Origin of the sequence: Flavobacterium sp. CFBP9031, assembly GCF_034044945.1 — a bacterium.
Lineage (GTDB): Bacteria > Bacteroidota > Bacteroidia > Flavobacteriales > Flavobacteriaceae > Flavobacterium.
The window spans coordinates 111,753-136,260 of record NZ_JAXCWF010000013.1; the positions used below are offsets into that span (position 1 = coordinate 111,753).

The window sequence follows — 24,508 nt, forward strand, 5'->3', positions numbered from 1 at the left end:
AAACTAAATTTTATTAAAATATTTCACTCTACTCAAACTTTTTTTGTAAAAATAAGATGTAGTACATTATTACAGTAAACGCTTACTGACCTTGTTATAAAGCCTTTTATTGTTGCAAAATCTATTTTTTATGTTTCATTTTATAATATGCAACATACTAAAAAACATTTCATAGCTATCTTTCTTTAAATTTGAGTAACCCCAAACATATTCAAATCTTAACTACAATTAAATGCTCAAAATCAATTTATTAATTTCGAGGTAGTTGTAATTTGCTGTGCTGCCTTTTCATTCCTGATTGCTTATGGCACAATTTTATTTTTCTTGGAGAATTTTTACTTTATCAAAAAAACTGGGTTTTGCTGGCTTATTACTTTTTCTTATTACTTTTCAAGCAAATGCGCAAAACTGTACTGTAAACGCTGGAGTTTTAAATGTTACCATTTGTGCAACCGATGCATTGGTTCTAACTGGGAATAATCCTAGCCCAATTATCGGTACAGTCAAATGGACTCAAATCTCTGGGCCAGCTGTAACTATTAATTCGCCAACTAGCCCAAGTACTACCATTTCTGGCTACACAGGAGGAAATACCTATATTTTTAGATATAGCGCAACTTGTAGCGACGGAATTACAGCCTATCAGGATAAAGTCGTAAATGTTGAGCCTATAACTACAGCAAATGCAGGAGGTAACATTACTAGTTGTCCTAATAGCACTGGAAATTTATCTATAACAGCAAACGCACCTCAAAACACTGGGGAAACAGGCCATTGGGAAATTGTTGGCGGTAATAATGCAGGAGTGGTAATTAATTTCCCGAATCTGCCTACCTCAACGATAACTTTGCCTGCTACAAGCTGTGGCGTTACAACACTACAATGGGTTATTGAAGGTCCAGAATATGCTCCTGGACAGCGTTGCAGAACTACTTCTCAAATAACAGTAACCAATTATGGAGGTGTTAAACCCGTTTCTGCAGGACCAGATCAAACGCTAAGCAATTGTTACACTACAACACAAAGCACTAATCTTAATGCTACTTATGGCGGCTGCGGTCTTAACGGACAAAATGGACAGTGGACATTTGTAAGCGGTCCAAATACCCCAACCATTGCCAATCCTAACGCTAATAATACAGGCGTTTCAAATCTTGTTCAAGGAACTTATACTTTCAGATGGACGGTAACTGGACCTTGTGCTTCTGGCAATGATTTGGTTGTAATTAATGTTCCAGCGGCGACACAAGACGTTACGACTCTTCCTGGCGGTGATGAAAATATTTTCTTTTGCGACAATACAATTACGCAAGTAACTTTAGTAGCGCAAACTCCTCTTTATGCTGGAGAAACTGTTCAATGGACACAAATAGCGGGAGACAGTGGCGCTGTAATAGCTGCTCCAACAAACCCAACAACATTAGTTACAAATATATCAGATCAAGGTGATCCATATACTTTTAGATATACGCTTACTAATAGCAATACAGGCTGTATTTTTACTAAAGATTATCATGTACAATTTAACGGAGCAACTAGAACCATTGTTGCTAACAACGGAGATGACATGGTTGGAAGCTGTGATGCAACAGTATTTACTATTCCACTTACGGTTACAGGATCAGGAGTAAATCAGTACCGAATTGTAAGCGGTCCAGCTAACTCACCTCTTGCCCCCTTTCCTACTGCTTTGCAAGATGTTGGAAATTCTCTAACTCTAACTCTTACTGTAGCAGGAGATTATACCGTTGAATTTATCAGAAGTCAAGACGGTTCACTTACTTCTGGCTGTGATTACGGTTTTGATACTTTGAATATTCTTGCCTCTGGCGACCCGACCCCTTCTAATGCAGGATCTGATGTAAGTATACCCTGCGGTGATACCAGTACAATGCTTTCTGGGGTTGCAACAGGTGATGGTATGCATTTTTGGAGTCAGCTTAGTGGTCCTAATCAAGCTGTAATTGCCGATAACTTTGCCATAGATACTCAGGTAACAGGTCTAATACCTGGATCTTATGTTTTTCAATATATAACAAAAGGCGGTGGTGCAACTTGTGGATTTTCTTTTTCTACGGTAACTATTCATGTATCTGATACTTCATTAAGCACTCCAAATGCTGGACCAGACGAAGTAGTCTGTGCAAGTTCGCAAGTACCTATGTCGGCAACACCTGCACAAAGTGGGGAAATTGGAACTTGGAGCCAAATTTCAGGACCTAGTACAGTTGTCTTCTCCAATGTTAATGATCCTAATGCTGTTGCATCTGGTTTTACCGTTGCTGCCTCTCTTTATGAACTTCAATGGTCGATATCATATGTAAATCCAGGTCCTTCTTGCAGCGCAGCAATTTCTGATACTGTACAAATTATTACCAATAACAGTACAGCTCCAACCACTTCAGATGCCGGCCCTGATTCGTGTTATCCTAATGGTACAACCTCATTTAATCTTAGCGGAAATACAACCGATCCTCAAGATTTTGGAACATGGACCGTTGTACCGACCACGGGGGTGATTATTGCAGACATAAACGATCCAAACACTTCGGTTACGGTTGTTTCTAGCGGAACATACACTTTTACATGGGCAATAGAAAACAGACTCCGACTTTGTCTTCCTAATAAAAGTGATGTTAAAGTTACGATAGCAGACACTCCGCCAGCTACAAATGCAGGGCCTGATCAGGAAATCTGTGGCAATACCATAACAATGGCGGCTACTGCAAGTGCAGGAGGAATTGGAACCTGGACAAGAATTTCTGGTGTAGGAAGCTATACCATAAGTGATATACATGATCCAAATGCTGTCTTTACGTTTACCTATAGCGGCTATTATATATTTAGATGGACAATAGAAGCCGAGGTCTGTGGTCAAGCATTCGATGATGTTAATTTAACTATCGGTATTCCGCCTCATCAAGCTGTTGCGGGACCAGATCAAAATGTCTGTGCCAGTACCAGCGTTACAATGGCAGGAAGTACTTACGATAGTTTTTTTGAAACAGGGCAATGGTCAGTGTTAACTGGCGCTCCTAATCAGCCCAATATTGTTGATCCGACTAATCCAAATACTGTAATTAATGGACTTGCAGCAGGCACGTATACTTTTAGGTGGACTATTACAGCCAAAAGCATCTTTTTATGTCAGGGTACTTTCGACGATATGGTTGTGGTAGTAACGCCAACGGCAGATGCAGGAACTACTCAAACCTATTGTGATGTTACCAGCATTCAGCTTACAGGAAATAAAAACTCAACTGGAACTTGGACACTTACCAGCACATCTGGAAATCCAGCAGCTGTTGTTATAACGCAAACACCTTCTAATAGCTACATTGCAAATGCTACTGTTGTTCCTGGAACTAGTTATGTTTTTACTTATACCACTAGTTCTACCACTTTTCCTGATGGTTCAACTTGCCCAGGATCATCTGATTCTGTAAATGTTGAAATTTTTAGCGGAGCAAGTGTACCGCCCAATGCAGGTCCAGATCAAACTTTATGTATTTCTGATGTTAATGGAACTGCCTCTTTAAGCGGAAATGTTCCTCCGCCAGATGTTACAACTTTTGAATGGCGTTTTGCATCTCAACCTGCTGGAAGCGTAGCTGTAATAACAACTCCCACTGCACCATTGACTACTGTTACAGGTTTAACAGTGCCTGGTTTATATATTTTGGAATGGGTCTTTGAAAGCCCTTCCTGCAGAACATTGTCTGACATTGTAAGAATTGTAATGAATGCTCCTCCAAGTACAGCAAATGCAGGACCTGATGATACAGTTGCTTGTCAAACCACTTACAAAACAGCTGCTGTGCCACCAACAGTTGGTATTGGTACATGGACATTTGATTCTCAGCCTCCTGGTGGAAATGCTGTCATTGACAATCCAAACAGTCCTGTTACTACCCTATCTAATATTAATGTTTTAGGCACTTATGTATTGACTTGGACGGTTACTAACGGTCCTTTTACCAATCCTTCATTATGTCAGCCAACCTCAGATACTGTCAACATCACTTTTAATGATAATCCACCGACCGTAGCCAACGCCGGCCCCGATCAAGAAATCTGTAATGCTACAACAACAACGATGGCGGGGAATACTCCACTTATTGGCACAGGACTATGGACACAAGTTTCTGGACCTAATTCGGCTACAATATCAGCTCCAAATAATCCAAACTCGCTGATGTTAGGATTAATTCCTGGCACTTATACATTTAAATGGACAATAACCACAACCGGATGTATTTCTGAAGATACTGTTTTAGTGACCATTTATGCAAATCCTTCAACTGCAGAGGCAGGACCAAATCAAATAGTTCCCCAATTTACAGCTGTAAATTTAAATGCAACCGTTCCTACAGTCGGCACTGGTCAATGGAGTCAGGTTTCTGGGCCAAGCGTTATAGGTTTTATGGATGTAAACTCTCCTACTTCAGCAGTAACCGGAACTGTTCCTGGAATATATACTCTACAATGGACTGTCAGCAATGGTAATTGTGCTGTTTCATCAGATACTATGAACCTGACCATTTTATCGATTGCAGATCTTGAATTAACAAAAACAGTAACACCAACAACAGGAAGCGTTGGAGATGTGGTTACTTTCAATATAAATGTTTTTAATAACAATTCATTGGGCGGATCTGCTACAGCAACCAATGTTGCCATCCGTGATTATATTCCAATGGGATTTGCACTAGTTGCCGGAACGGTGACTTCAGGAGGAATCTACAATGTTGGCGATAACACCATTACTTGGAGCGGTGTAACAATTCCGAGTGGCAGTATCTTAAATTTATCATTTAAAGCTACTATTCTAGGCGGTGGATCTTATGTAAATAATGCAGAGGTTTTTGCATCCGATCAATTTGATCCTGACAGTACGCCTAACAACCAAAACCCTGCAGAAGACGATCAGGACAGCGCGACAGTAGTGCTTGATGTAGCCGATTTATCACTGCAAAAAACCGTTTCACCAACAACTGTCAGCATAAACGATAATGTTGTGTTTACCATTAGAGTTACCAACAGCGGCCCTAATAATGCAACTGGAATTACAGTATCAGACCAATTGCCTCCAGGCTATACTTATGTAAGTGACAATGGTGGCGGAAAATATAATAATGCCACAGGAATTTGGAATGTTGGCAATCTAAACAATGGAAACTCTCTTGCTTTACAAATTACAGCCAAAGTAAACGTTGTTACCTCCGCAAATGATTATATCAATACCGCTGAAATAGAAACGGCCCATCAGTTTGATCCCGACAGTACTCCTGGAAACGGATTACCAGAAGATGATATATCAACAGCTTCTGTTTCGCTAAAACAAGCAGATTTGGAACTTACCAAAGCGGTAACCCCAACTTCTGCGGCGGCTGGAGACCAAGTAGCTTTTACTATTAATGTACTTAACAGAGGACCTGGAAATGCAACAGGAGTTGCCGTACAAGATGTTATTCCTGTGGGATACACCCTTATACCGGGATCAGTATCTGCTGGGGGAACGTATCAGGTTGCTACAGCTACACTCGAATGGAAAAATCTACTATTGCCTGCAAACTCTACTGTTGATCTGACCTTTAATGCTTTTGTAAATCCATTAGGAAATTATTTAAATGTAGCACAAATAACAGCTAGTGATTTGCCAGATCCAGATAGTACACCAAATAACAACGTCGCTTCTGAAGATGATCAAGACGATGTAGAAATTACTTTTATTGGTCCTTCTGCCGATTTATCTTTAACCAAAAATGTAGTTACGGGTAATACAAGTCCTGTCGTTGGAAGCCAAGTCTCGTTTGAACTTAAAATAACAAACGACGGTCCAAATAATGCAACTGGAGTACAGGTAACCGATTTACTGCCTTCTGGTTTTCAATACGTAAATTACAGTTCGTCTGCTGGAACATATGACAGTACTACGGGAGTATGGAATGTTGGTACGGTCGATGTTGGCGTTACAGAATCACTTATTCTGGATGCAAAAGTTTTGCCAACCGGAGATTATAAAAATATAACACAAGTTACTGCCAGTAATCTTCCTGATCCTGATAGTACGCCTAATAATGACGATGGAGATCAAAGCGAAGATGATGAAGATAGTATAATACTAACTCCTATACCGCCAGCAGCCGATTTATCATTGACAAAAACAGTGAGTAATGCTACTCCTTTGGTAGGCTCTGTGGTAACGTTTACTATTATCACCACTAATAGTGGTCCTCAAGATGCAGCCCAAGTTCAAGTAACCGATTTACTGCCTTCTGGATATACTTTCACTACTTTTAATGCTACAAGCGGAACTTATGACAGTACAACTGGTTTATGGACACTAGACATATTAGAAAGCAGTGAATCTGAGACATTACAGATTAATGCAATAGTTAATCCAACAGGAGATTATACGAATATTGCAGAAGTCACCAATAGTGATACTACAGATCCTGACTCCACACCCAATAACGGAGTGCCAACAGAAGACGATTATGGAACTGCAACCACTACTCCTATTCCACAATCCTCAGATCTATCTTTAACAAAAACCGTTAATAATACTACCCCTTTAGTAGGTTCGTTAGTTACTTTTGAAGTAGTTGTAACCAATAATGGCCCTCAGGACAACTTTGGCGTACAAGTGACAGATATTCTTCCGTCTGGATATACTTTTACTGGATTTACCATTTCTACAGGAACTTACGATACGACTACAGGAATATGGACAGTGGGTAATTTAGTTACCGGTGATGCAGAAACACTTCAAATTGTAGCGAGGGTAAACCCAAGTGGCGATTATACAAATAAAGCCGAGGTCACAGCTGCTAATCTTCCCGACCCAGACTCAACTCCAAATAATGGAGTTACAACCGAAGACGATTATGCAGAAGTTACAACAGTTCCTGTTCCAACATCGGCAGATTTATCTTTAACTAAAACCGTAAACAATGCTACTCCACTTGTGGGTTCGCAGGTGATTTTCAGTATTCAGGTAACCAATTCTGGTCCGCAAGAAGCAAATTCTGTGGCCGTTACCGATCTACTGCCTTCTGGATATACCTACGTATCTTATAGTGCAACAACAGGTAGTTATGATTCGTCAACAGGAATTTGGACAGTTGGAAATATGCCTATTTCAGATTCTTATACTTTACAAATAACTGCCACAGTGAATGCTACAGGAAACTACACCAATAGTGCCGAAATTACAGCAAGCAGTCAGCCTGATCCTGATTCGACTCCTAATAACGGAATTACAACTGAAGACGATTATGCAGAAGCCACAACAACTCCAATAGCAACATCTGCTGATTTATCATTAACTAAAACAGTAAATAATACTACGCCTCTAGTGGGGTCACAAGTAACTTTTAGTCTTCAGGTAAACAACGCAGGACCACAAGCCACAGATAATGTTACAATAACCGATTTACTGCCTTCAGGTTATACCTATAACTCTTATAGTGCAACCGCTGGAAGTTATAATTCTTCGACAGGTTTATGGACCGTTGGAAATGTCGCAATTGGTGCTACTCATACTTTACAAATAACAGCGGTAGTAAATACTGCAGGAAACTACACTAATACAGCCGAAATTACAGCAAGCAATCAGCCTGACCCTGACAGTACGCCTAATAATGGAGTTACGACAGAAGATGATTATGCAACAGCGACAACTACTCCAACAGCTCTTTCTTCTGATCTTTCGTTAACAAAAACGGTTAGCGATTCAACTCCGATTGTTAATACAGAAATTACATTTGAAATAATTGTTACCAATAGCGGGCCAGAGGACAATACAAGTGTTCAGGTAACCGACTTACTGCCTGCAGCATTTACATTTACTAGATATACCGTTTCAAGAGGAACTTATGATCCAGCAACAGGTTTATGGAATATTGGAAACTTGCCAAAAAATCAATCAGAAACACTGCAAATTGCAGCAATAGCAAATGCAATTGGAAATTTTGTGAACATAGCAGAAGTAACCGCAGCTGGTCTTCCTGATCCTGATTCAACTCCAAACAACGGAGCAATATTGGAAGATGACTATGCAATTGCTCCAGTAGGTGTGAGAGCAGATACACCTCCTCCTCCGCCAGTTTCTGATTTATCATTGACAAAGACAGTTAATAATTCTGTACCGTTAGTTGGTTCTCAAGTTACTTTTGAAGTTATAATTACCAACAGCGGAAAAGATGACAATAAAGGTGTTCAAGTTACAGATTTGCTCCCTTCCGGATATACACTTACTGGATATACAATTTCTACGGGAACCTATACGCCAGCAACAGGTTTATGGAACATTGGCAATATCGTAAACGGAAAATCTGAAACTCTTCAAATTACAGCAACTGTAAACGGCTCTGGAAATTACACTAATATTGCAGAAGTAACTGCAGCTGATTATGAAGATCCTGACTCAACTCCAAACAACGGAGTTACCACAGAAGATGATTATGCATCAGTAACAACTACTCCAAACCCATTAGCGGCCGATTTATCTTTAACTAAAACAGTAAATAATGCGACGCCACTTATAGGTGCGCAAGTCATTTTTGAAGTAATTGCAACCAATAATGGCCCTCAAAATACTACAGGAGTGGAAGTGACAGATTTACTACCTTCTGGATATACTTTTACTAACTACAGCACCACAAAAGGAACTTACAATCCAGCAACTGGAAAATGGGCAATTGGTTCATTCTTAAACGGAGATTCGCAAGTATTACGAATAACCGCTGTTGTAAATTCGACAGGGAATTATGTAAATATTGCCGAAGTTACTGCTAGTAATCTACCAGACCCTAATTCGACTCCAAATAACGGAATCCCAACAGAAAATGATTATGCTGAAATTGCAACAACTCCTGTTGTTCCTATGGCCGATTTATCACTTACAAAAGCCGTAGTCGGCGGTAATATTAGTCCAATATTTGGTGCTACCGTTACTTTTGAAATAACCGTAAAAAACAGTGGTCCGCAAACTGCAACAGGTGTTCAAGTAAAAGATTTGTTGCCGAGCGGTTACGAATATGTCGTATACAGCTCAACAGCTGGGCAATATTTTAATACAACCGGAATATGGGATATTGGAACTATACCAACAGGAAGCTCAGAATCTTTACTCATAGGCGCAAAAGTGAACACAACAGGTGATTATAATAATATTGCCGAGGTTTATGCTTCAAATGAACCGGATCCAGATTCAACACCAAACAATAATGTTAGCGGTGAAGATGATATAAGTTCTGTATTATTAACGCCAGTTCCTGCTGTAGCCGATCTTTCTATTGAGAAAAAAGTAATCAATAACATACTTAATCCTGCTGTAGGATCGCAGATTTCATTCTCCATAACATTAACCAACTCAGGTCCAAGCAATGCTACTGGAATTATTGTCAAAGATGTACTTCCTTCTGGATATGATTATATTTTCTATAATTCGACTTCGGGAGCTTATAATCCGGCAACAGGAGAATGGACTCCTGGAATTATACTTGCTGGCAATAGTCATACTTTAATTTTAAATGTTTTTGTAAAAGCTCCAACAGGTACTGCAGACGAATATTTAAATATAGCAGAAATTATGACTGCAGATCAACATGATCCGGACAGTACACCAGGCAATGGAATTGCGACAGAAGATGATTACGACAGTATTTCTGTTACGCCTGTAATTGTAATGGCAGATTTATCTATTAAAAAAACAGCTCTTAATCAGGATGCCGTTCATGATGTGGGCTCAACGGTTATTTTCACAGTTACCGTTACGAATGATGGGCCTGCAGATGCATCTGGTGTAAGAGTAAAAGATTTGCTTCCCCCTGGATTTACCTATCAAACAAGTAGTCCTACAAGTGGTTTATACAATTATGTGACAGGTATTTGGAATGTCGGAAATATTCCAACGGGAACTGATCAATCATTAGATATTTACACCACAGTGAATAAGCCATCAGGTATAACAAATCAATACATAAATACAACTGAGGTTATTGCCAGTAACCTTCCCGATCCTGATTCGACTCCAAACAACGGAGTTACAACAGAGGACGATTATGACAGTTTACAAATCAAAGTTGCCGTTGCCGATTTAAGTCTGGAAAAAACAGCCAGCAACAAAAACGCCAATGTAAACGAAGTGGTAACATTTACTATTCAGCTTAACAATGAAGGGCCTAGCACCGCTACCGGAGTTGCTGTTGAAGACTTGATACCGCTTGGATTCAAGAACATTTCAAATATCAATAATGGAGGTATTTTTAGCAAAAATATTATCAAATGGGTCGATTTGACTGTTCCTGTAGGAGGCATTACGTTAACGTACGAGGCAACTGTTGCCAATCCGCTTGGACTGGAAAATGCTGATTTTGTTAATATCGCTCAGGTAACTGCCAGCAATCAATTTGATCCAGATTCGACTCCAAATAACGATAACGGAGATCAAAGCGAAGATGATGAAGATTCTGAATTTATCAATATCCCTTCCACTGATATAGCGATTAACAAGGAAGTCGATAAAACAGATGTTCCTATGGATACTCAGGTAACCTTTACCATTACAGCAGAAAACTTAGACAATTTAACGGCAACAAACGTAGAAGTTCAAGATGCTCTACCAAAAGGATATTCATTAGTAAATTCAACCGTAAGTTCAGGCACTTATGATCCTAAAACCGGCATTTGGAGCATTCCATCAATCAATGCCGGAGCTATACAAACCCTAACTTTAGCGGTTAAAGTCGTCGATTTTAATGATTATCTAAACACAGCACATTTGACAAAACTGGATCAGATAGACACCAATTCGGCAAACAATCAGGATAGCGCGACTGTTTCGCCAAACTGTCTGAAAATCTATAACGAGTTTTCACCAAATGATGATGGCCAGAACGATTTCTTCTACATCGATTGTATCGAAAGATATCCTAATAATCAGCTGGAAATCTTTAACCGCTGGGGTAATTTGGTTTATTACCAAAAAGGCTATAAAAACACTTGGGACGGAAAAGCGGAAGGTTCTGCCAAAACGCTTCCTGAAGGCACCTATTTCTATATTCTGGATTTAGGAGACGGATCTAAAAAAACCTCTGGATGGCTTTACCTCAAATAGAACCATCCAGAAAATGAAAAGTTTAAGAATAGGATTAACCAAAATAAAATTGGCTATGATTAAAAATATAAAAAAGGTTTTCGCGATAATAACTCTATTCTCGGCATATGGAGCCTTTGCACAGCAAGACCCGCAATACACGCAGTATATGTACAATACACTCACCGTAAACTCGGCATATGCCGGTTCGTTAGGACATTTAGCCATAACAGGAATTTACAGAACACAATGGGTTGGTATTGAAGGAGCTCCAGACACGCAAAGTTTTTCATTGGATACTCCAGTCGGAAAAAATGTAGGTCTTGGAATTTCGATCGTAAACGAAGAAATCGGACCCACAGAAGAACAATATTTGGATGCCAATTTCTCATATAGCATCAAATCTGGCGAAACACACAAACTTTCCTTTGGTATAAAAGGCGGCGGACGCGTCATTAATATCGACTGGTCTAAAGGAAGCTACAAAGATCCCGATGTGCAATTTCGTGAAAACATTACCAATAAATTCCTTCCTGTAGTTGGCGCTGGATTGTATTGGCACGGAGAAAGAGATTACATCGGACTTTCCGTTCCGAATTTCATGACCCGCGAACGTTATACTTATGATGATATCAGCGAAGATTTAGTCAATCAGAGAATACATGTTTATCTTATTGGAGGTTATGTTTTTGACCTTTCGGCACATACCAAATTTAAACCCGCTGTTTTCCTAAAATATGTGGCCGGCGCTCCAATTATTGCCGATATATCAGCCAATTTTATGTTCAACAATGCTCTAACGCTCGGTGTTTCCTATCGTACATCAGACTCCGTAAGCGGTCTGGTCGGAATCCAGATTACACCAATGATTATGGCTGGTTATGCCTACGATTACACCACAACCGCTTTGCAGAATTATAATAGCGGTACGCACGAAATTATGCTTCGTTTTGAACTGGTTTCACGCAAAAAAGGATTAAAATCACCAAGATTCTTTTAATACGGATAGTCTATGAAAAGAACAATTACTATACTCGCATTATTGGTTATACAGCTGATTCATTCACAAACCAAAAACAAAACTGCCGATGCTCTTTTTGATAAGATGTATTATGTGGAAGCTGCAAAATCGTATGAGCTTTCCATAAATAATGGTGATGCTTCCAAAGAAACGCTTCAGCGACTTGGAGATGCTTATTATTTTAATACCAGAATGTCAAGCGCATCAAAATGGTACGGAAAGCTGATTTCAGAATATCCAAATGAGGTTTCTGCCGAATATCTTTTTCGTTACGCACAGTCGCTGCAGGGAATTCAGAATTATGATCTGGCTAAAAAATGGATGAAGAGCTTCGCCGAAAAACAAAAATCGACCGATGCTAGAGCGAAGAACTTCTCGCTAAAAAATGTCACATTAGAAGATATCGAAAACATAAAACCTTCTTTTATACTAGAAAACTTAGACATCAACTCTACTTATTCTGATTTTGGTCCGATGTATTACAAAGGCGATTTAGTTTATTCGACAACAGTCGATTCTTCGTATTTAAAAACAGACAGATACGGATGGAACGATCAGCCTTATTTAAATATGCAGCTGGGCAAAATAAGCGAAACACAATCGAATGTGACTTTTAAAGAACGTTTCGGAAAAGACATTACAACCAAGTATCACGAAGCCTGTATCGCCTTTTCTCCCGATGAAAAAACGATTTATTTTACCCGAAACAATTATAACGGAAAACTGAAACGAGATAATAAAGGCATCAATAATCTTAAAATTTATTCGGCAACAGCTGTAGAAAGCGAAAATGGCGCCACAAATTGGACCAATATTCAGGAACTGCGCTTTAATAGCGATAGCTATTCAGTCGGACATCCTGCGGTAAGTAAAGACGGAAAAAAGCTCTATTTCGTGTCGGATATGCCTGGAACAATTGGTTCGACAGATATTTTTGTAGTCGATATTTTAGGCAATAATCAATTCTCTGAACCCAAAAATTTAGGCGAAAAAATAAACACAACAGGACGCGAAATGTTTCCGTACATCACCGATCAAGCATTGTATTTTTCTTCTGACGGATTTTTAGGTTTAGGAGGTCTAGACGTATTCGAAAGCAGAATAAACGATGGCGTTTTTGAGACACCAGCAAATCTGGGAGCGCCATTAAACAGCAATCGAGACGATTTTGGCTATATCGTTAACGAAGCCACCAACAAAGGTTTTGTCTGTTCGAATAGAAAAACAGGAAAAGGCGATGATGACATTTACTCTTTTGAAAGATCTTGCAATCAAGCCATAAGCGGTTATGTTTTTGATGCCATTTCAAACAACAGAATTGCAGGTGCCATGGTAACGCTGAAAAATGCAAACGGAATAAAAGTGGCCGAAACTGTTTCTCAATTGGACGGAATATACGATTTCAATAACAATGTAAATTGCAATACTCCTTATACGATTGAAGTTACAAAAGAGAATTATAATGCCAATACTAAAGCAATCGTAACAGCAAACAGTTCAGGAAAAACAGAAGCTCTTGTAGGCTTAGATCCTGCTTTAATTGTTCGCGAAAATGGAGTTCTAAAAATAAAAATCGGAATTATTTTCTTTGATTTAGATAAATCTGATATTCGTTATGACGCTGCAATAGAGCTCAATAAAGTAGTTCTCTTAATGCATCAGTACAACACGGTTGTGATCAAAATAGAATCGCATACCGACTCCCGTGCCAATGATCAATACAATTTAGAATTATCTGACCGAAGAGCAAAAGCCACAAGAGATTATCTAATTTCTCAAGGAGTTGCACCAGAAAGAATAGAAAGCGCAATTGGCTACGGAGAAACCCAATTAATCAACAATTGCTCCAACGGAGTTCCCTGCACAGAAGCACAACACCAAATCAACCGCCGAAGCGAATTCATCATCACAAAAATGTAAAAAGAAAAGCGTCCCAAGATTATCTCAGGACGCTTTCTTTATTTCTCAATCGCTCTTGCCTCTACCAGATCTTTTCTCTTGCTTCTATTCTCTATTCTCCTACTGCAACTTCACACACATCCATTCCCCTTTCATAATCAATCTATCCTCATCAAAAGCTTCACCCGATTGTTTTATGATTTTTTCGCTTGTGCGAATGTTTTTTACAACAAATTTAACGAGTTTATTGAACTCAACACCCGCAAAAAATTCAACATTATCCATACTAACCAATCCAAAAACGCCATCTGCAATCCCTAAAAGCTTTATACCTGCACCGCCACATTGTGCCATCGCTTCAATCAAAATAGTTCCCGGAACAAAATTAAAATCGGGAAAACTGCCCTGAAGCCAGGCATCTTTATCTGTAAACGTCTTTAAACCAACGATTGTGTCTGTGGTATAAGAAATAATTTCATCTACAAAGAGAAATGGAGCACGATGCGGAATTAAATCTTCTATTTTTTTAGTCATGTCTGTAATTTTTAACAATGTACGAATCTGAACTGAAATAGACAATATTAAAATGGCATCTGTGTTAAAAGCAGGTTAAAATGTTAAAAAAAGGGCCAACTCAAATTGAGTCAGCCCCGCGTTATCAACCCTAAAATCACAAGCTTTATTCTTGCAATAAAACAAAACTTTTAGCATCTGCTTTGATTTTATTTCCTTCAAAATCAATATCGATTATTCCCGCTTTTCTTGGAGAAACACCGCTATTGCTAAAATGTGTATGCAGTACATACTTCATTTTTCCGTTTGTATCATAGAAAACATCACCGTGACCTACTCCATTTATCCCCACATCTTTTCGGCTGATTATCGGGCTTTCAGTTGCTTTTTCCCAAGGCCCAAACGGACTCTTAGCTGTTGCATAACCTACTGCATAATCAGGGTTTCTAAAATCGTTTGCAGAATAAATCATGTAATACAAATCATTGTGTTTCAATACCGTTGGTCCTTCTGTAACTGGCCAAGAAACATTCTGGGTATTTTCCCACGGAAGACCGCCAGAAATACATTCTTTAAGGGTTTCTTCTTTAATTCCAGACCAGTCATCTTTAAGTTCCGCTACAAAAATTCGGTTTCCATTGGTCAAACGCACGTGATAAAGGTATTTTTTGCCGTCCTGATCAACAAAAAAGAAAGGATCGATCTGATTGCCCGAATTAAACATTGGAGTCTTAGAATCGTTTTTAAATGGCCCAAGCGGACTATTACTGCTTGCAATGGCAATATTCTCATCGGCGGTATAAATCATATGAAATTTATTGTTGTATTTAAAAACCTGCGGTGCCCAAAAACCTTTCGTCCCATAAGCGTCTCCTTTTTTTAATGCTAAACCATTTTGTGCTCCAACAGGCCCTTTCCATTTTTTCAAATCAGAAGAAGTGTACACCTGAAAACCTTCTCCGTTAGGAAAATCTCCCGTTGTGGTTCCGTACAAATGATAAACTCCATTTTCGTGAAAAATGGTCGGATCTGCCAACAAGATTGGTTTGTCTTTTGAAGCTGTTTTTTTGCCAGTTTCTTTCTCTTGAGAACAGCAAACAAAGACACAAAACAGACTTAAAAGCGTAAAATATTTTTTTATCTTCATTATTAAACTTTTTATTTAATTAATTCTATTTAAAAACTAAAAATCAAATAGTTAATGATACACTATAGAAAACCTCTATAATGGAAATTCATACTAAAAACCATTATTTTACTCAAAAATTCTCATCTTAATTTCGAAAAAAATAAGCTCTAAAATCTTCCTTAAAAAATGGTTCTTTAATCCTAACTTCTAACTCAAAACTTATTACTTTTCAGATGAAAATTGATACAAAGAAACCGTATGATACTTCTCTCCTGCTTTTAATGTTATTTGAGGGAATTTTGGCTGATTTGGCGCATCAGGAAAGTGCTGTGTCTCTAAGGCAAAAGCAGTTCTAAAATCATCCTTAACACCTGATTTAAAGGTGTTTTTACTCTGCATAAAATTTCCGCTATAAAATTGAATTCCAGGCTCTTCTGTATAAATATCTAAAGTAATACCTGAAATATCTCCTTTTATGGTTGCAGCATGAATAAATCCATCTTTTTTCGTTGACTTAAGCACATAATTGTGGTCATAACCTTTTCCGAATTTGAGCTGTTCGTCTTTGGTTTCTATTCTTTCGCCAATTTTATGTTTTGATGTAAAATCGAATGGCGTATTTTTTACCGATTTCAATTCTCCCGTCGGAATCAAACCTTCATCAACTGGTGTAAATTTGTCTCCGTAAATCTGTAATTCATGATTTAAAATTGTCCCGCTTCCCTCTCCATTCAAATTGAAAAAGGCATGATTAGTTAAATTGACAATTGTAGTTTTATCCGTCGTCGCTTCGTATTCCATTTTTACAGCATTGTTATCTGTGATCGAATAAGTCACTTTTACATTCAGATTTCCAGGAAAGCCTTGTTCTCCATCTGGCGAAGCATATGTAAAAACCAAAGTATTACCGTTTGTCTTTTCAGCATTCCAAACAACATCCTGAAACCCTTTTACACCACTGTGTAAAGCATTTTTCCCATTATTAAGCGGAATCTGATAGTGCTTTCCTTCGAGTGTAAATTTACCTAATGCAACTCTGTTGCCAACTCTTCCAATTGTAGCGCCAAAGTAAGGTTCTGTGGCGTTTTTAAAGCCCTTTGCACTGTTCATTCCAACAACAACATCAGTCGGTTTTCCGTTTTTATCTTTAACCCATAAACCTATTAATCGCCCACCATAGTTGGTAAAAGCAGCTTTTATATCTTTATTTTCGATCCAATACAAACTGACTTTTTTACCATCAATGATTGTGTCGAAGTTTTTAGTCTCTAAAACCGTTTTTACTGTATCTGATTTGATTTCTGAGTTTTCTTTTGAAACAATATTTTCTTTTTTACTGTCTTTACAGCTGAATTGAAAAAGTGCCAGCAACAAAAGTGTAGCAATTTGAATGTTTTTCATTTTTATCTTTTTTGAAAATGATTTTAATTTGATGGAATAGCCAATGACATTCCTTCGCTAACTGGCTCGCCTAAAACAGGAAATCCGTTTGCATCCCAGTCAATTTTCTGCATTCTTGGCGATCTTTTGTTCCCGCAACCTTCGCCCGGGTTTGAGTTAGCGTGATACAGAATCCAATCTTCTTTTCCATCAGGAGATTTAAAGAATGAATTGTGTCCTGGCGCATACACCTTGTTGATTGAAGATTGTTTGAAAATAGGCTCAGGAGATTTCTTCCAAGCATTCGCATCTAGCAAATTTTCTCCGCCGTTAAATGTTAACAATCCTAAAGCATAGAAATCAGTCCAGCATCCGCTTGCCGAGAAAACAATAAAGATTTTACTGTTTCTTTCTAAAAATTGTGGACCTTCGTTCACATTCACCTGCGGCGGATTTACCTTATCATGCAAAGCGCCGTGTGTTTCCCAATCGTTTGTTGGCGCAGAAATCATAACACGATCGCCATCAATCTCAAGCGGATTTTTCATTTTGGCAATGTAAATATTCTGCTGACCGTTTTTATCTCCTGCCCAGCCTGCCCAAATCATGTAAAGCTGTTTTTTATACTCGAATACATTCCCATCAATTGCCCATTTATCGGTTTTCGCAGCAATTTTACCTTTAAACTCAAATTTTCCTTTAAACGGATCTGATGATTTATTTTCTAAAACATACATTCTGTGATTGTTATTATCGCCATTATCGGCTGCAAAATAGCAATACCACTTTCCGTTGATGATATGAAACTCTGGCGCCCAGATTTCTGCCGAATAATTGGTGTTTTTGGGTGGTGTCCAAATCACTTTGCTTTCGGCATTTTTGATATCAGAAAGGTCTTTTGTTTTCCACAACACCAATTTATTTCCAAGCGTGTTGGTATAGTAATAATAGCCTTTGTAATACGTGCTGTAAGGATCTGCTCCCGATGGCAGAATGGGGTTTGTGAATGTTTTTTGCTGTGCAAAACTTATTGTTGTGAACAGAAAAAGGATTAGATATTTTTTCATTTTTAGTTTTTTGTTAGTCTTTGAATTTTCTCTCGCAGATTTGGCAGATTTTTTTTATCAGCGTAATCTGCCAAATCTGCGGGAGAAATAAATTTAATTCTAATTCAAAGCATTCATAACCTCCGTATTAATTTTATTCACCGCTTTAAAATCCATTTTGTCTACTTTTCGATCATAAGTCATAAAACCGTTTACTTCACCTTCAACATCTGTTGTCTGTGTGTAGACTGCTGCCGAGAATCCCGTTTTAACGTATTTTCGAAGCGTTTCCGCGTACTTTAGGTATTCAGTGGTAACTTCACTTGCATTTTTAAATTTAATGTAACCCCAGTTGTCATTTGCCCTCCATAAATGCCCTTCCAACGGAAGTCCGATTCCGCCATACTCTCCCAAGACTGTAACTCTTCGGGCATCGTACAAATACATTTCTGGCCCTGGATAATTATGCAAATCCAAAATATCGCCCGTCTGGAAGTGATTTCCACCGCTCGCAGAATTAATCAAACGCGTTGAATCATGGTTTTTTGTCCATTCTGTAATTTCAACGGTTTTAAATTGTCCCCAAGCTTCGTTAAACGGAACCCAAACCACAATACTTGGATACGAATACAAATGATCCATAATCTCTCTCCACTCTTTTCTGTAGATTTCTTCAGATTTTGCCGAACGCTGTAATTCTGTTCCCGAAAAATATTTTGTGTTTTGCCAAATCGGCTGGTCGTCTCCGCTCGGCATATCTTGCCAAACCAAAATCCCTAACTGATCGCAATGCGTATACCAGCGCTCCGGCTCTACTTTTACGTGTTTACGAATCATATTAAAACCTAATTCTTTGGTTTTAATAATATCATATTTCAAAGCTTCATCAGTTGGTGCGGTGTACAATCCGTCAGGCCACCAGCCTTGGTCAAGTGGTCCAAACTGGAAATAATCTTTGTTGTTTAACTGCATTCTCACGATTCCGTTTTCATCTCGTTTAGATGAAATTTTTCGCATTGCAAAATAACTTTTCACCTCATCAACGACTTTATTTTTGCTGATTAAGCGAATTTTAGTCTGATACAAAAACGGACTTTCAGGCGACCACAATTTCGGATTATTCAAAACAATATCATTGCTTTCGCCTACAACCGCTTTTTCTTTAGCAATCTCTTTTCCGTTATCGAAAACAGAAATCTCTACTAAATCTCCTTTTTCTGCTCCATTTACCTCAGCTTTAACACTAATCGTATTTTGATCAATATTTGGCGTTGTTTTTAATGCTGCAATGTTTTTAGCATTTACAGGCTCAATCCAAACCGTCTGCCAGATTCCAGTAACAGGTGTGTACCAGATTCCTTCTGGCTTTTTAACTTGTTTTCCTCTTGGCTGAGGCCCATCGTTGGAAGGATCCCAAACTTTTACTACCAATTTCTGATTTTTCCCTTTTTGGATGAATGGCGTAATATCGAATGAAAACGGCGTATATCCTCCCGTATGAGAACCGACTTTTACATCATTCACAAAAACTTCTGTTTTCCAATCTACAGCGCCAAAATGCAAAAGGATGTTTTTTCCATTCCAACCTGATTCAATCGAAAATTGAGTTTCGTACCAAAGTTCGTTTTTAGCTCCCACTTCTTTCATCACGCCAGACAAGCTCGATTCTGCCGCAAACGGAACCAGAATCTGCCCGTCATATTTTGAAGGCGCGGCTTTTCCAAATTCTTGAATGCTATAATTCCACAAACCATTCAGATTTTTCCATTGGCCGCGCTCCATAATCGGACGGGGATATTCGGGCAAAGTTTTCTTAGGATCAACCTGCTCTGCCCATTTGGTTTTGATTTTATCACCTTGTGGTTTCCATTGCGCATTTACCGCAAACATGGATAACAAGGCTAAAAAAAGGATACTTTTTCTTTTCATGCTTTATATTTTTATACTTGTAAGTTTTTTAAACCATATAAGTCATGTAAGTTCATTTTAGTTTAACTCCCTAAAAAAAAATGCCAAGAGCATATAAGTTTTTACTTTTATTTAAGACAAGATTTAATATGAACTTACATAACTTATATGGTGAAGATATTTACCGTAATATTTCTTCTAAATCAAAATGAATTACCGGGCTCATCTCCACATAAGCCCGATAATTACTGAACTAAACTAACTTAACTAACCAAGTTTTTTAATTGTGAATTGTTAATGGTAAATTGTAAATTACACAGAACTTCAAAAATGAAGTTTGGAAATAATTAATCATTAACAATTTACAATTCACCATTATTTTCCGAATTTCTTCACCAAACTGTCGTATTCTTTTTTAGAGATTGTAATCATGCAGCCGTGGCGCACTTTTTCTGGAAGACTATATTTGTCCCAATCGGAGAAAAAAGTATATCCTGAGGCTTGAAACCAAGGTCCGTTTAGGTTATCTGCGATTGATAATCCGTAGGAAACACCTGGGTATTGTTCGTAATACATGTACCATATTTTGTCATCAGGAGAAGGAATTAGCATTGGCGCTTCTCTAAAGTTTGGACTGATCGATTGCTGGGGCAAAGAATAAGGGCCTAAAAGGGATTTTGATTTGGCAATTCGGATGGTTTTTCCGGTTGTCCAATACAAAGTTGGATAGGTTTCGTCTTTGATCACGGCATAATAAGAATCGCCGACTTTACGAATAAAAACATCAATCGTTCCCATATCCCAGTCGAATAAGCGTTTTGGCGTTCCTTCGAAAGTTTTTAGATCTTTAGATAAAACATACAAGGTACGCTGACTCGCCCAATAACGTTCTCCGTCTTCTTTCGTTCCTTCCAAATGTGGCGTATGCCAAGTCATGATGAATTTTTCTGAATCTTTGTCGTAATACAATTTTGGTGCACCTATTCGCTGTAAAGCATTTGAATAATCAGGAGTGCTTTTTAAATCTGGTGTATAATCAGAATGTTTTTTCCAAGTAATCAAATCATCCGAAACCCAGATATTAATGCTTTTTGCGTCGTCTCCTGTATTTCCTGCAATGTAATATTTTCCGTCTGGCCCTTTGCAGATATCGGGATGTCCTTTATAATCTTCAAAAACACGTTTTCCGTTATTCAGGTTTTCCCAATGAAGTCCGTCCAAACTAACAGAATAATACAATCTGCCGTAATCGTTATGCGTCATGTGCGCAAACAAATAAGCTTCGTTTTTTGGTTTTTCATTTCCCTTTACTTGTCCCGGCGGATCTGGTTGTTGCGCTTTCGCGGAAAATCCGACCAGAATCATCATTAGAAAAAATAAGTTCTTTATTGTTTTCATAAACTGTTTTTTTAATGTGTCAATTAGTCAATTTGATAATTAGAAAATGAGAAAATGTGGTAATTAAAAAATTAGTCAATTAACACATGTCACGAATTATCTAATTATCAAATTGACACATTATCTAATTCTTCTTATTCGCCTCAGACGTCATTTTCTTAATCAAATCGGTTTCAGCTTTTATGTATGGCGTTCCGTCTGTGTGCAATACATCGTGAAACCATAATTTTGGCTCTGCTGTATAGGTTTTCGTCCAACTATCCCAAGCGTATTTAGTTTGTGTTTTTCCGTCTACAAATCCCCAGTTGATCATTCCTACGTTGTATTTTCTCGCAAGAGGCAAAAAGCCTTCAAAAGTGCTTCCGTTTGGTCTTGCCATATATTCTGTACAGATTAATGGTTTTCCGTAACGCTGTAATTGTTTGATTACTTTTTCGAAATCCTGAGGTGTGTTGTAATTGTGGAAAGAAACAATATCAGATTGTTCGATCTGCATTTTGTGCATTGGTTTCATTTTCGCTTCGTCGCTCCAATCTCCAACCCAAACCCCTGAAGTCAATGGCTGCGACGGATTACTTTCTCTCGCCCACACAAAAACATCTTTTAAAAGTGGCAAAATCAAATCGACTTTGTTTTTAATTTCTACTTTTTCGTAAGAAGGCCCAGTCATGTTATCTGGTTCGTTCCAAACATCCCAGCCTAAAATTCGTTTGTCATCTTTAAATTTGGCTACCGTTTCTTTTACATATTTCTCTAAACGCGGATATTGTGTTTTATCCTGAAGCGCTTTTTGCCCTGGAGCCTGCACCCATCCTGAATTGTGCGTATGCGGTTTTGGAGCGCGCTGTTTTCCTAATGCAGGAAACGGATCCCAACAAGAATCAAACAACACAAAAAGGGTTTTAATATGATGTTTGTCTGCAATTTCCAAAAATTGATCCATGCGTTTGTAAAGTCCTTCAGCATCCTGCTGATGCAGTAAATCGTGCAGATAGACGCGCATTACATTCATGCCAAGACCTTCAGCCCAACCCAATTCCTGATCAATTCTCTTTGGATCAAAAGTATCTTCCTGCCACATCTCTAACTGATTTATAGCTGTGCTAGGAGAATAATTTGCGCCAACTAACCAAGGCTGTTCTGCATACCATTTATTGGCCTGATCTTTTGTCCAGATTTCTCTTTTTTCTATTGATGCGATTTCGCTTTTCTTTTCTTCAGGAGTACTTTTTTTATTGTTGCAGCTAAGCAATACGAGTCCTGCTAACATAAATGTCAGACACAATTTTACTTTCTTCATTTCAATTTTATTTTTTTGAACAATCGTTCTTTATGATAAGGGAACCAGACTTTTACATCTGATCCCCTCAAAAAATCAGTTTTAACTCATTGAGTGATTTTTTCTATTCTTCAGCTTAATTTAAATCTCTCTAAATCTGCTTTAATCTGTATAAATCTGCGTGAAAAAATGGATGCAAAAAGCATTTCACGCAGATTTTAAAAGATTTTAGCAGATCAAATTAGATTTTACTTGTTGAATGAAATTATCTTTGTTTCCATCCAATCCGTAATTTAATATCCAGAATTCTGCTCTAGATTTGGGTTATTATCTACATCGCTTTGTGGAATTGGCATTCTATGATTTTTACCAACTGTGAAGTTTTTAAAATCTGGATCACGAAGCGCAATTTTATCAACAGAAGCTTGAGTGTTTAAATCTCCCCAACGTTTTAAGTCTTCCCAACGAACGCTTTCACCACATAACTCTAAAACTCTTTCCATTTTCAAACGCTCTAAGAATTTGTCATGATCGGTTCCAATTTCAGGATGTGCTGTTGCCAATGCATCCATGTTTGCACGAGTTCTTACCAAATCAACATACTGATACGCTTCAGCAGTGCTTCCTAATTCGTTTAGAACTTCCGCGTAGCGCAATAAAATATCCGCATAACGAACCAATCTGTAGTTTACCTGATTGTAGTAGTCTTCGTTATTTCTGTAATAATCACGGCTTCCTTTTCTAAACCAAGCTTCATTATTGTTCCACTCCCAATTTCTATCGTATGTTTTGTCTCCAAAATCGGCTAATAGTTGAGGATAGAATAAGGTCCATCTTAGCCTTTCATCCAGTTTTCCATTTTTATTGTTTTCTTGTTTAAAAGCATCAACTAACCAGATACGCGCTTGTCCGTCAGACCATCCAATTCCTCTTGGCGCAAAAAACTGAGAACGGTTACTAGAAACTGCTGCATTTTGTGCCTCATCAGTTCCCCCTTTTCTTTGATCTCCAAATTGAATTTCAAAAACAGATTCACCGTTATTTTCATTTGTGTCCGTAAAATTATCTCTGTAATTAGACACCAAACTGTACTTCGCTCCTGCTCCAGAAATTAAAAATTCAAGTGCTCCTTTTGCTTCTGCCCATTTGTGCTGCTGCATGTATACTTTTGCAAGAAAAGCTTTTGCAGCACCTTTATCTGGTCTCCCTAACTGATCGGCTGCCCAGTCTCTTGGTAAATCTTCAAAGGCTTCATTCAAATCTTTTTCTACTTGAGCCCAGATTTCGGCAACCTTTACTTGTTTCGGCAAATCGGCTGGCGTAGACGGATCTAAAACCAACGGCACATCTTCCCAAATTACACCTGCATAATAGTAATGTAAGGCTCTAAAGAATTTTGCCTGTGCGATAATTTTCTTTTTATCATCTTCATTCTGAAAAGCGATATTCGGAACATTGGCCAAAACCTGATTGCATCGAAAAATGGCTTTGTACGTATCTCTCCATGTTACGGCATTTCCTTCCCAAAAATTATAATTGATATAATTGAATCTAGTCCAATCTGCCAATTCTGTCCACGGACTTACGCTATACCCTTCATCAGAAGTTAAATCTAAACGGAAATAAATCCACCTTGCCCACAAACCATCTTTGTAAAACATGGCATAAATAGAGTTTACACCGGCTTGTGCATCGCTCTCCGTTTTCCAATATTGGTCTACTGTAATATCATTTGGGCTATTCAAGTCCAATTCGTTTTCACAAGCGGTAAAAACAAGACCTAAAAAAGCTGCGGTTATTATGATTATTTTTTTCATTACGCTATTTTTTT

11 protein-coding genes are annotated in these 24,508 nt (G+C 38.2%); 3 read left to right on the forward strand and 8 right to left on the reverse strand.

What is annotated here, in order from left to right:
• The first annotated feature begins 304 nt into the window (after positions 1 to 304).
• Genes SOM12_RS20015 through SOM12_RS20025 form a run of 3 tightly spaced genes read left to right on the forward strand, consistent with a single transcriptional unit; the run spans position 305 to position 14,045 of the window.
• Positions 305 to 11,125, forward strand: a complete 10,821-nt coding sequence (locus SOM12_RS20015; protein ID WP_320495088.1) for a PKD domain-containing protein — start codon at positions 305 to 307, stop codon at positions 11,123 to 11,125.
• 55 nt (positions 11,126 to 11,180) lie between these two features.
• On the forward strand, positions 11,181 to 12,104 hold the full coding sequence (locus SOM12_RS20020; protein WP_320495089.1) for a type IX secretion system membrane protein PorP/SprF: 924 nt from the start codon (positions 11,181 to 11,183) through the stop codon (positions 12,102 to 12,104).
• A gap of 12 nt (positions 12,105 to 12,116) precedes the next feature.
• On the forward strand, positions 12,117 to 14,045 hold the full coding sequence (locus tag SOM12_RS20025) for an OmpA family protein (RefSeq protein WP_320495091.1): 1,929 nt from the start codon (positions 12,117 to 12,119) through the stop codon (positions 14,043 to 14,045).
• Between the two features lie 99 nt (positions 14,046 to 14,144).
• Here the strand turns inward: SOM12_RS20025 and SOM12_RS20030 are convergent, their stop codons facing one another.
• The 8 genes from SOM12_RS20030 to SOM12_RS20065 all read right to left on the reverse strand — a co-directional run bounded on the left by SOM12_RS20030 (position 14,145) and on the right by SOM12_RS20065 (position 24,494).
• The gene (locus SOM12_RS20030; RefSeq protein WP_095927837.1) at positions 14,145 to 14,558 is read right to left on the reverse strand and encodes a 3-hydroxyacyl-ACP dehydratase FabZ family protein; all 414 of its coding nucleotides are present in this window, start codon (positions 14,556 to 14,558) and stop codon (positions 14,145 to 14,147) included.
• A 145-nt stretch (positions 14,559 to 14,703) separates the two neighbouring features.
• On the reverse strand, positions 14,704 to 15,684 hold the full coding sequence (locus tag SOM12_RS20035; protein WP_320495092.1) for a glycoside hydrolase family 43 protein: 981 nt from the start codon (positions 15,682 to 15,684) through the stop codon (positions 14,704 to 14,706).
• 204 nt (positions 15,685 to 15,888) lie between these two features.
• The gene (locus SOM12_RS20040) at positions 15,889 to 17,067 is read right to left on the reverse strand and encodes an aldose epimerase family protein (RefSeq protein ID WP_320495093.1); all 1,179 of its coding nucleotides are present in this window, start codon (positions 17,065 to 17,067) and stop codon (positions 15,889 to 15,891) included.
• 23 nt (positions 17,068 to 17,090) lie between these two features.
• The gene (locus tag SOM12_RS20045) at positions 17,091 to 18,113 is read right to left on the reverse strand and encodes a glycoside hydrolase family 43 protein (RefSeq protein ID WP_320495095.1); all 1,023 of its coding nucleotides are present in this window, start codon (positions 18,111 to 18,113) and stop codon (positions 17,091 to 17,093) included.
• Positions 18,114 to 18,212: 99 nt separating this feature from the next.
• Positions 18,213 to 20,021 (reverse strand): glycoside hydrolase family 2 protein, encoded by a 1,809-nt coding sequence (locus tag SOM12_RS20050; RefSeq protein WP_320495097.1) that lies wholly within the window; start codon positions 20,019 to 20,021, stop codon positions 18,213 to 18,215.
• A 354-nt stretch (positions 20,022 to 20,375) separates the two neighbouring features.
• Positions 20,376 to 21,398, reverse strand: a complete 1,023-nt coding sequence (locus tag SOM12_RS20055) for a glycoside hydrolase family 43 protein (protein ID WP_095927554.1) — start codon at positions 21,396 to 21,398, stop codon at positions 20,376 to 20,378.
• A 124-nt stretch (positions 21,399 to 21,522) separates the two neighbouring features.
• Positions 21,523 to 22,698: a cellulase family glycosylhydrolase gene (locus SOM12_RS20060; RefSeq protein WP_320495098.1), complete on the reverse strand. Its 1,176-nt coding sequence runs from the start codon at positions 22,696 to 22,698 to the stop codon at positions 21,523 to 21,525.
• A gap of 272 nt (positions 22,699 to 22,970) precedes the next feature.
• Positions 22,971 to 24,494 (reverse strand): RagB/SusD family nutrient uptake outer membrane protein, encoded by a 1,524-nt coding sequence (locus SOM12_RS20065; protein WP_320495099.1) that lies wholly within the window; start codon positions 24,492 to 24,494, stop codon positions 22,971 to 22,973.
• Positions 24,495 to 24,508: the final 14 nt, after the last annotated feature.

Bases quoted from the DNA above. Each gene is read 5' to 3' on its own strand.
- SOM12_RS20060 (WP_320495098.1), bottom strand. From the start codon at position 22,698: ATGAAGAAAGTAAAATTGTGTCTGACATTTATGTTAGCAGGACTCGTA.
- SOM12_RS20030 (WP_095927837.1), bottom strand. From the start codon at position 14,558: ATGACTAAAAAAATAGAAGATTTAATTCCGCATCGTGCTCCATTTCTC.
- SOM12_RS20015 (WP_320495088.1), top strand. From the start codon at position 305: ATGGCACAATTTTATTTTTCTTGGAGAATTTTTACTTTATCAAAAAAA.
- SOM12_RS20050 (WP_320495097.1), bottom strand. From the start codon at position 20,021: ATGAAAAGAAAAAGTATCCTTTTTTTAGCCTTGTTATCCATGTTTGCG.
- SOM12_RS20035 (WP_320495092.1), bottom strand. From the start codon at position 15,684: ATGAAGATAAAAAAATATTTTACGCTTTTAAGTCTGTTTTGTGTCTTT.
- SOM12_RS20065 (WP_320495099.1), bottom strand. From the start codon at position 24,494: ATGAAAAAAATAATCATAATAACCGCAGCTTTTTTAGGTCTTGTTTTT.
- SOM12_RS20045 (WP_320495095.1), bottom strand. From the start codon at position 18,113: ATGAAAAAATATCTAATCCTTTTTCTGTTCACAACAATAAGTTTTGCA.
- SOM12_RS20020 (WP_320495089.1), top strand. From the start codon at position 11,181: ATGATTAAAAATATAAAAAAGGTTTTCGCGATAATAACTCTATTCTCG.
- SOM12_RS20025 (WP_320495091.1), top strand. From the start codon at position 12,117: ATGAAAAGAACAATTACTATACTCGCATTATTGGTTATACAGCTGATT.
- SOM12_RS20040 (WP_320495093.1), bottom strand. From the start codon at position 17,067: ATGAAAAACATTCAAATTGCTACACTTTTGTTGCTGGCACTTTTTCAA.
- SOM12_RS20055 (WP_095927554.1), bottom strand. From the start codon at position 21,398: ATGAAAACAATAAAGAACTTATTTTTTCTAATGATGATTCTGGTCGGA.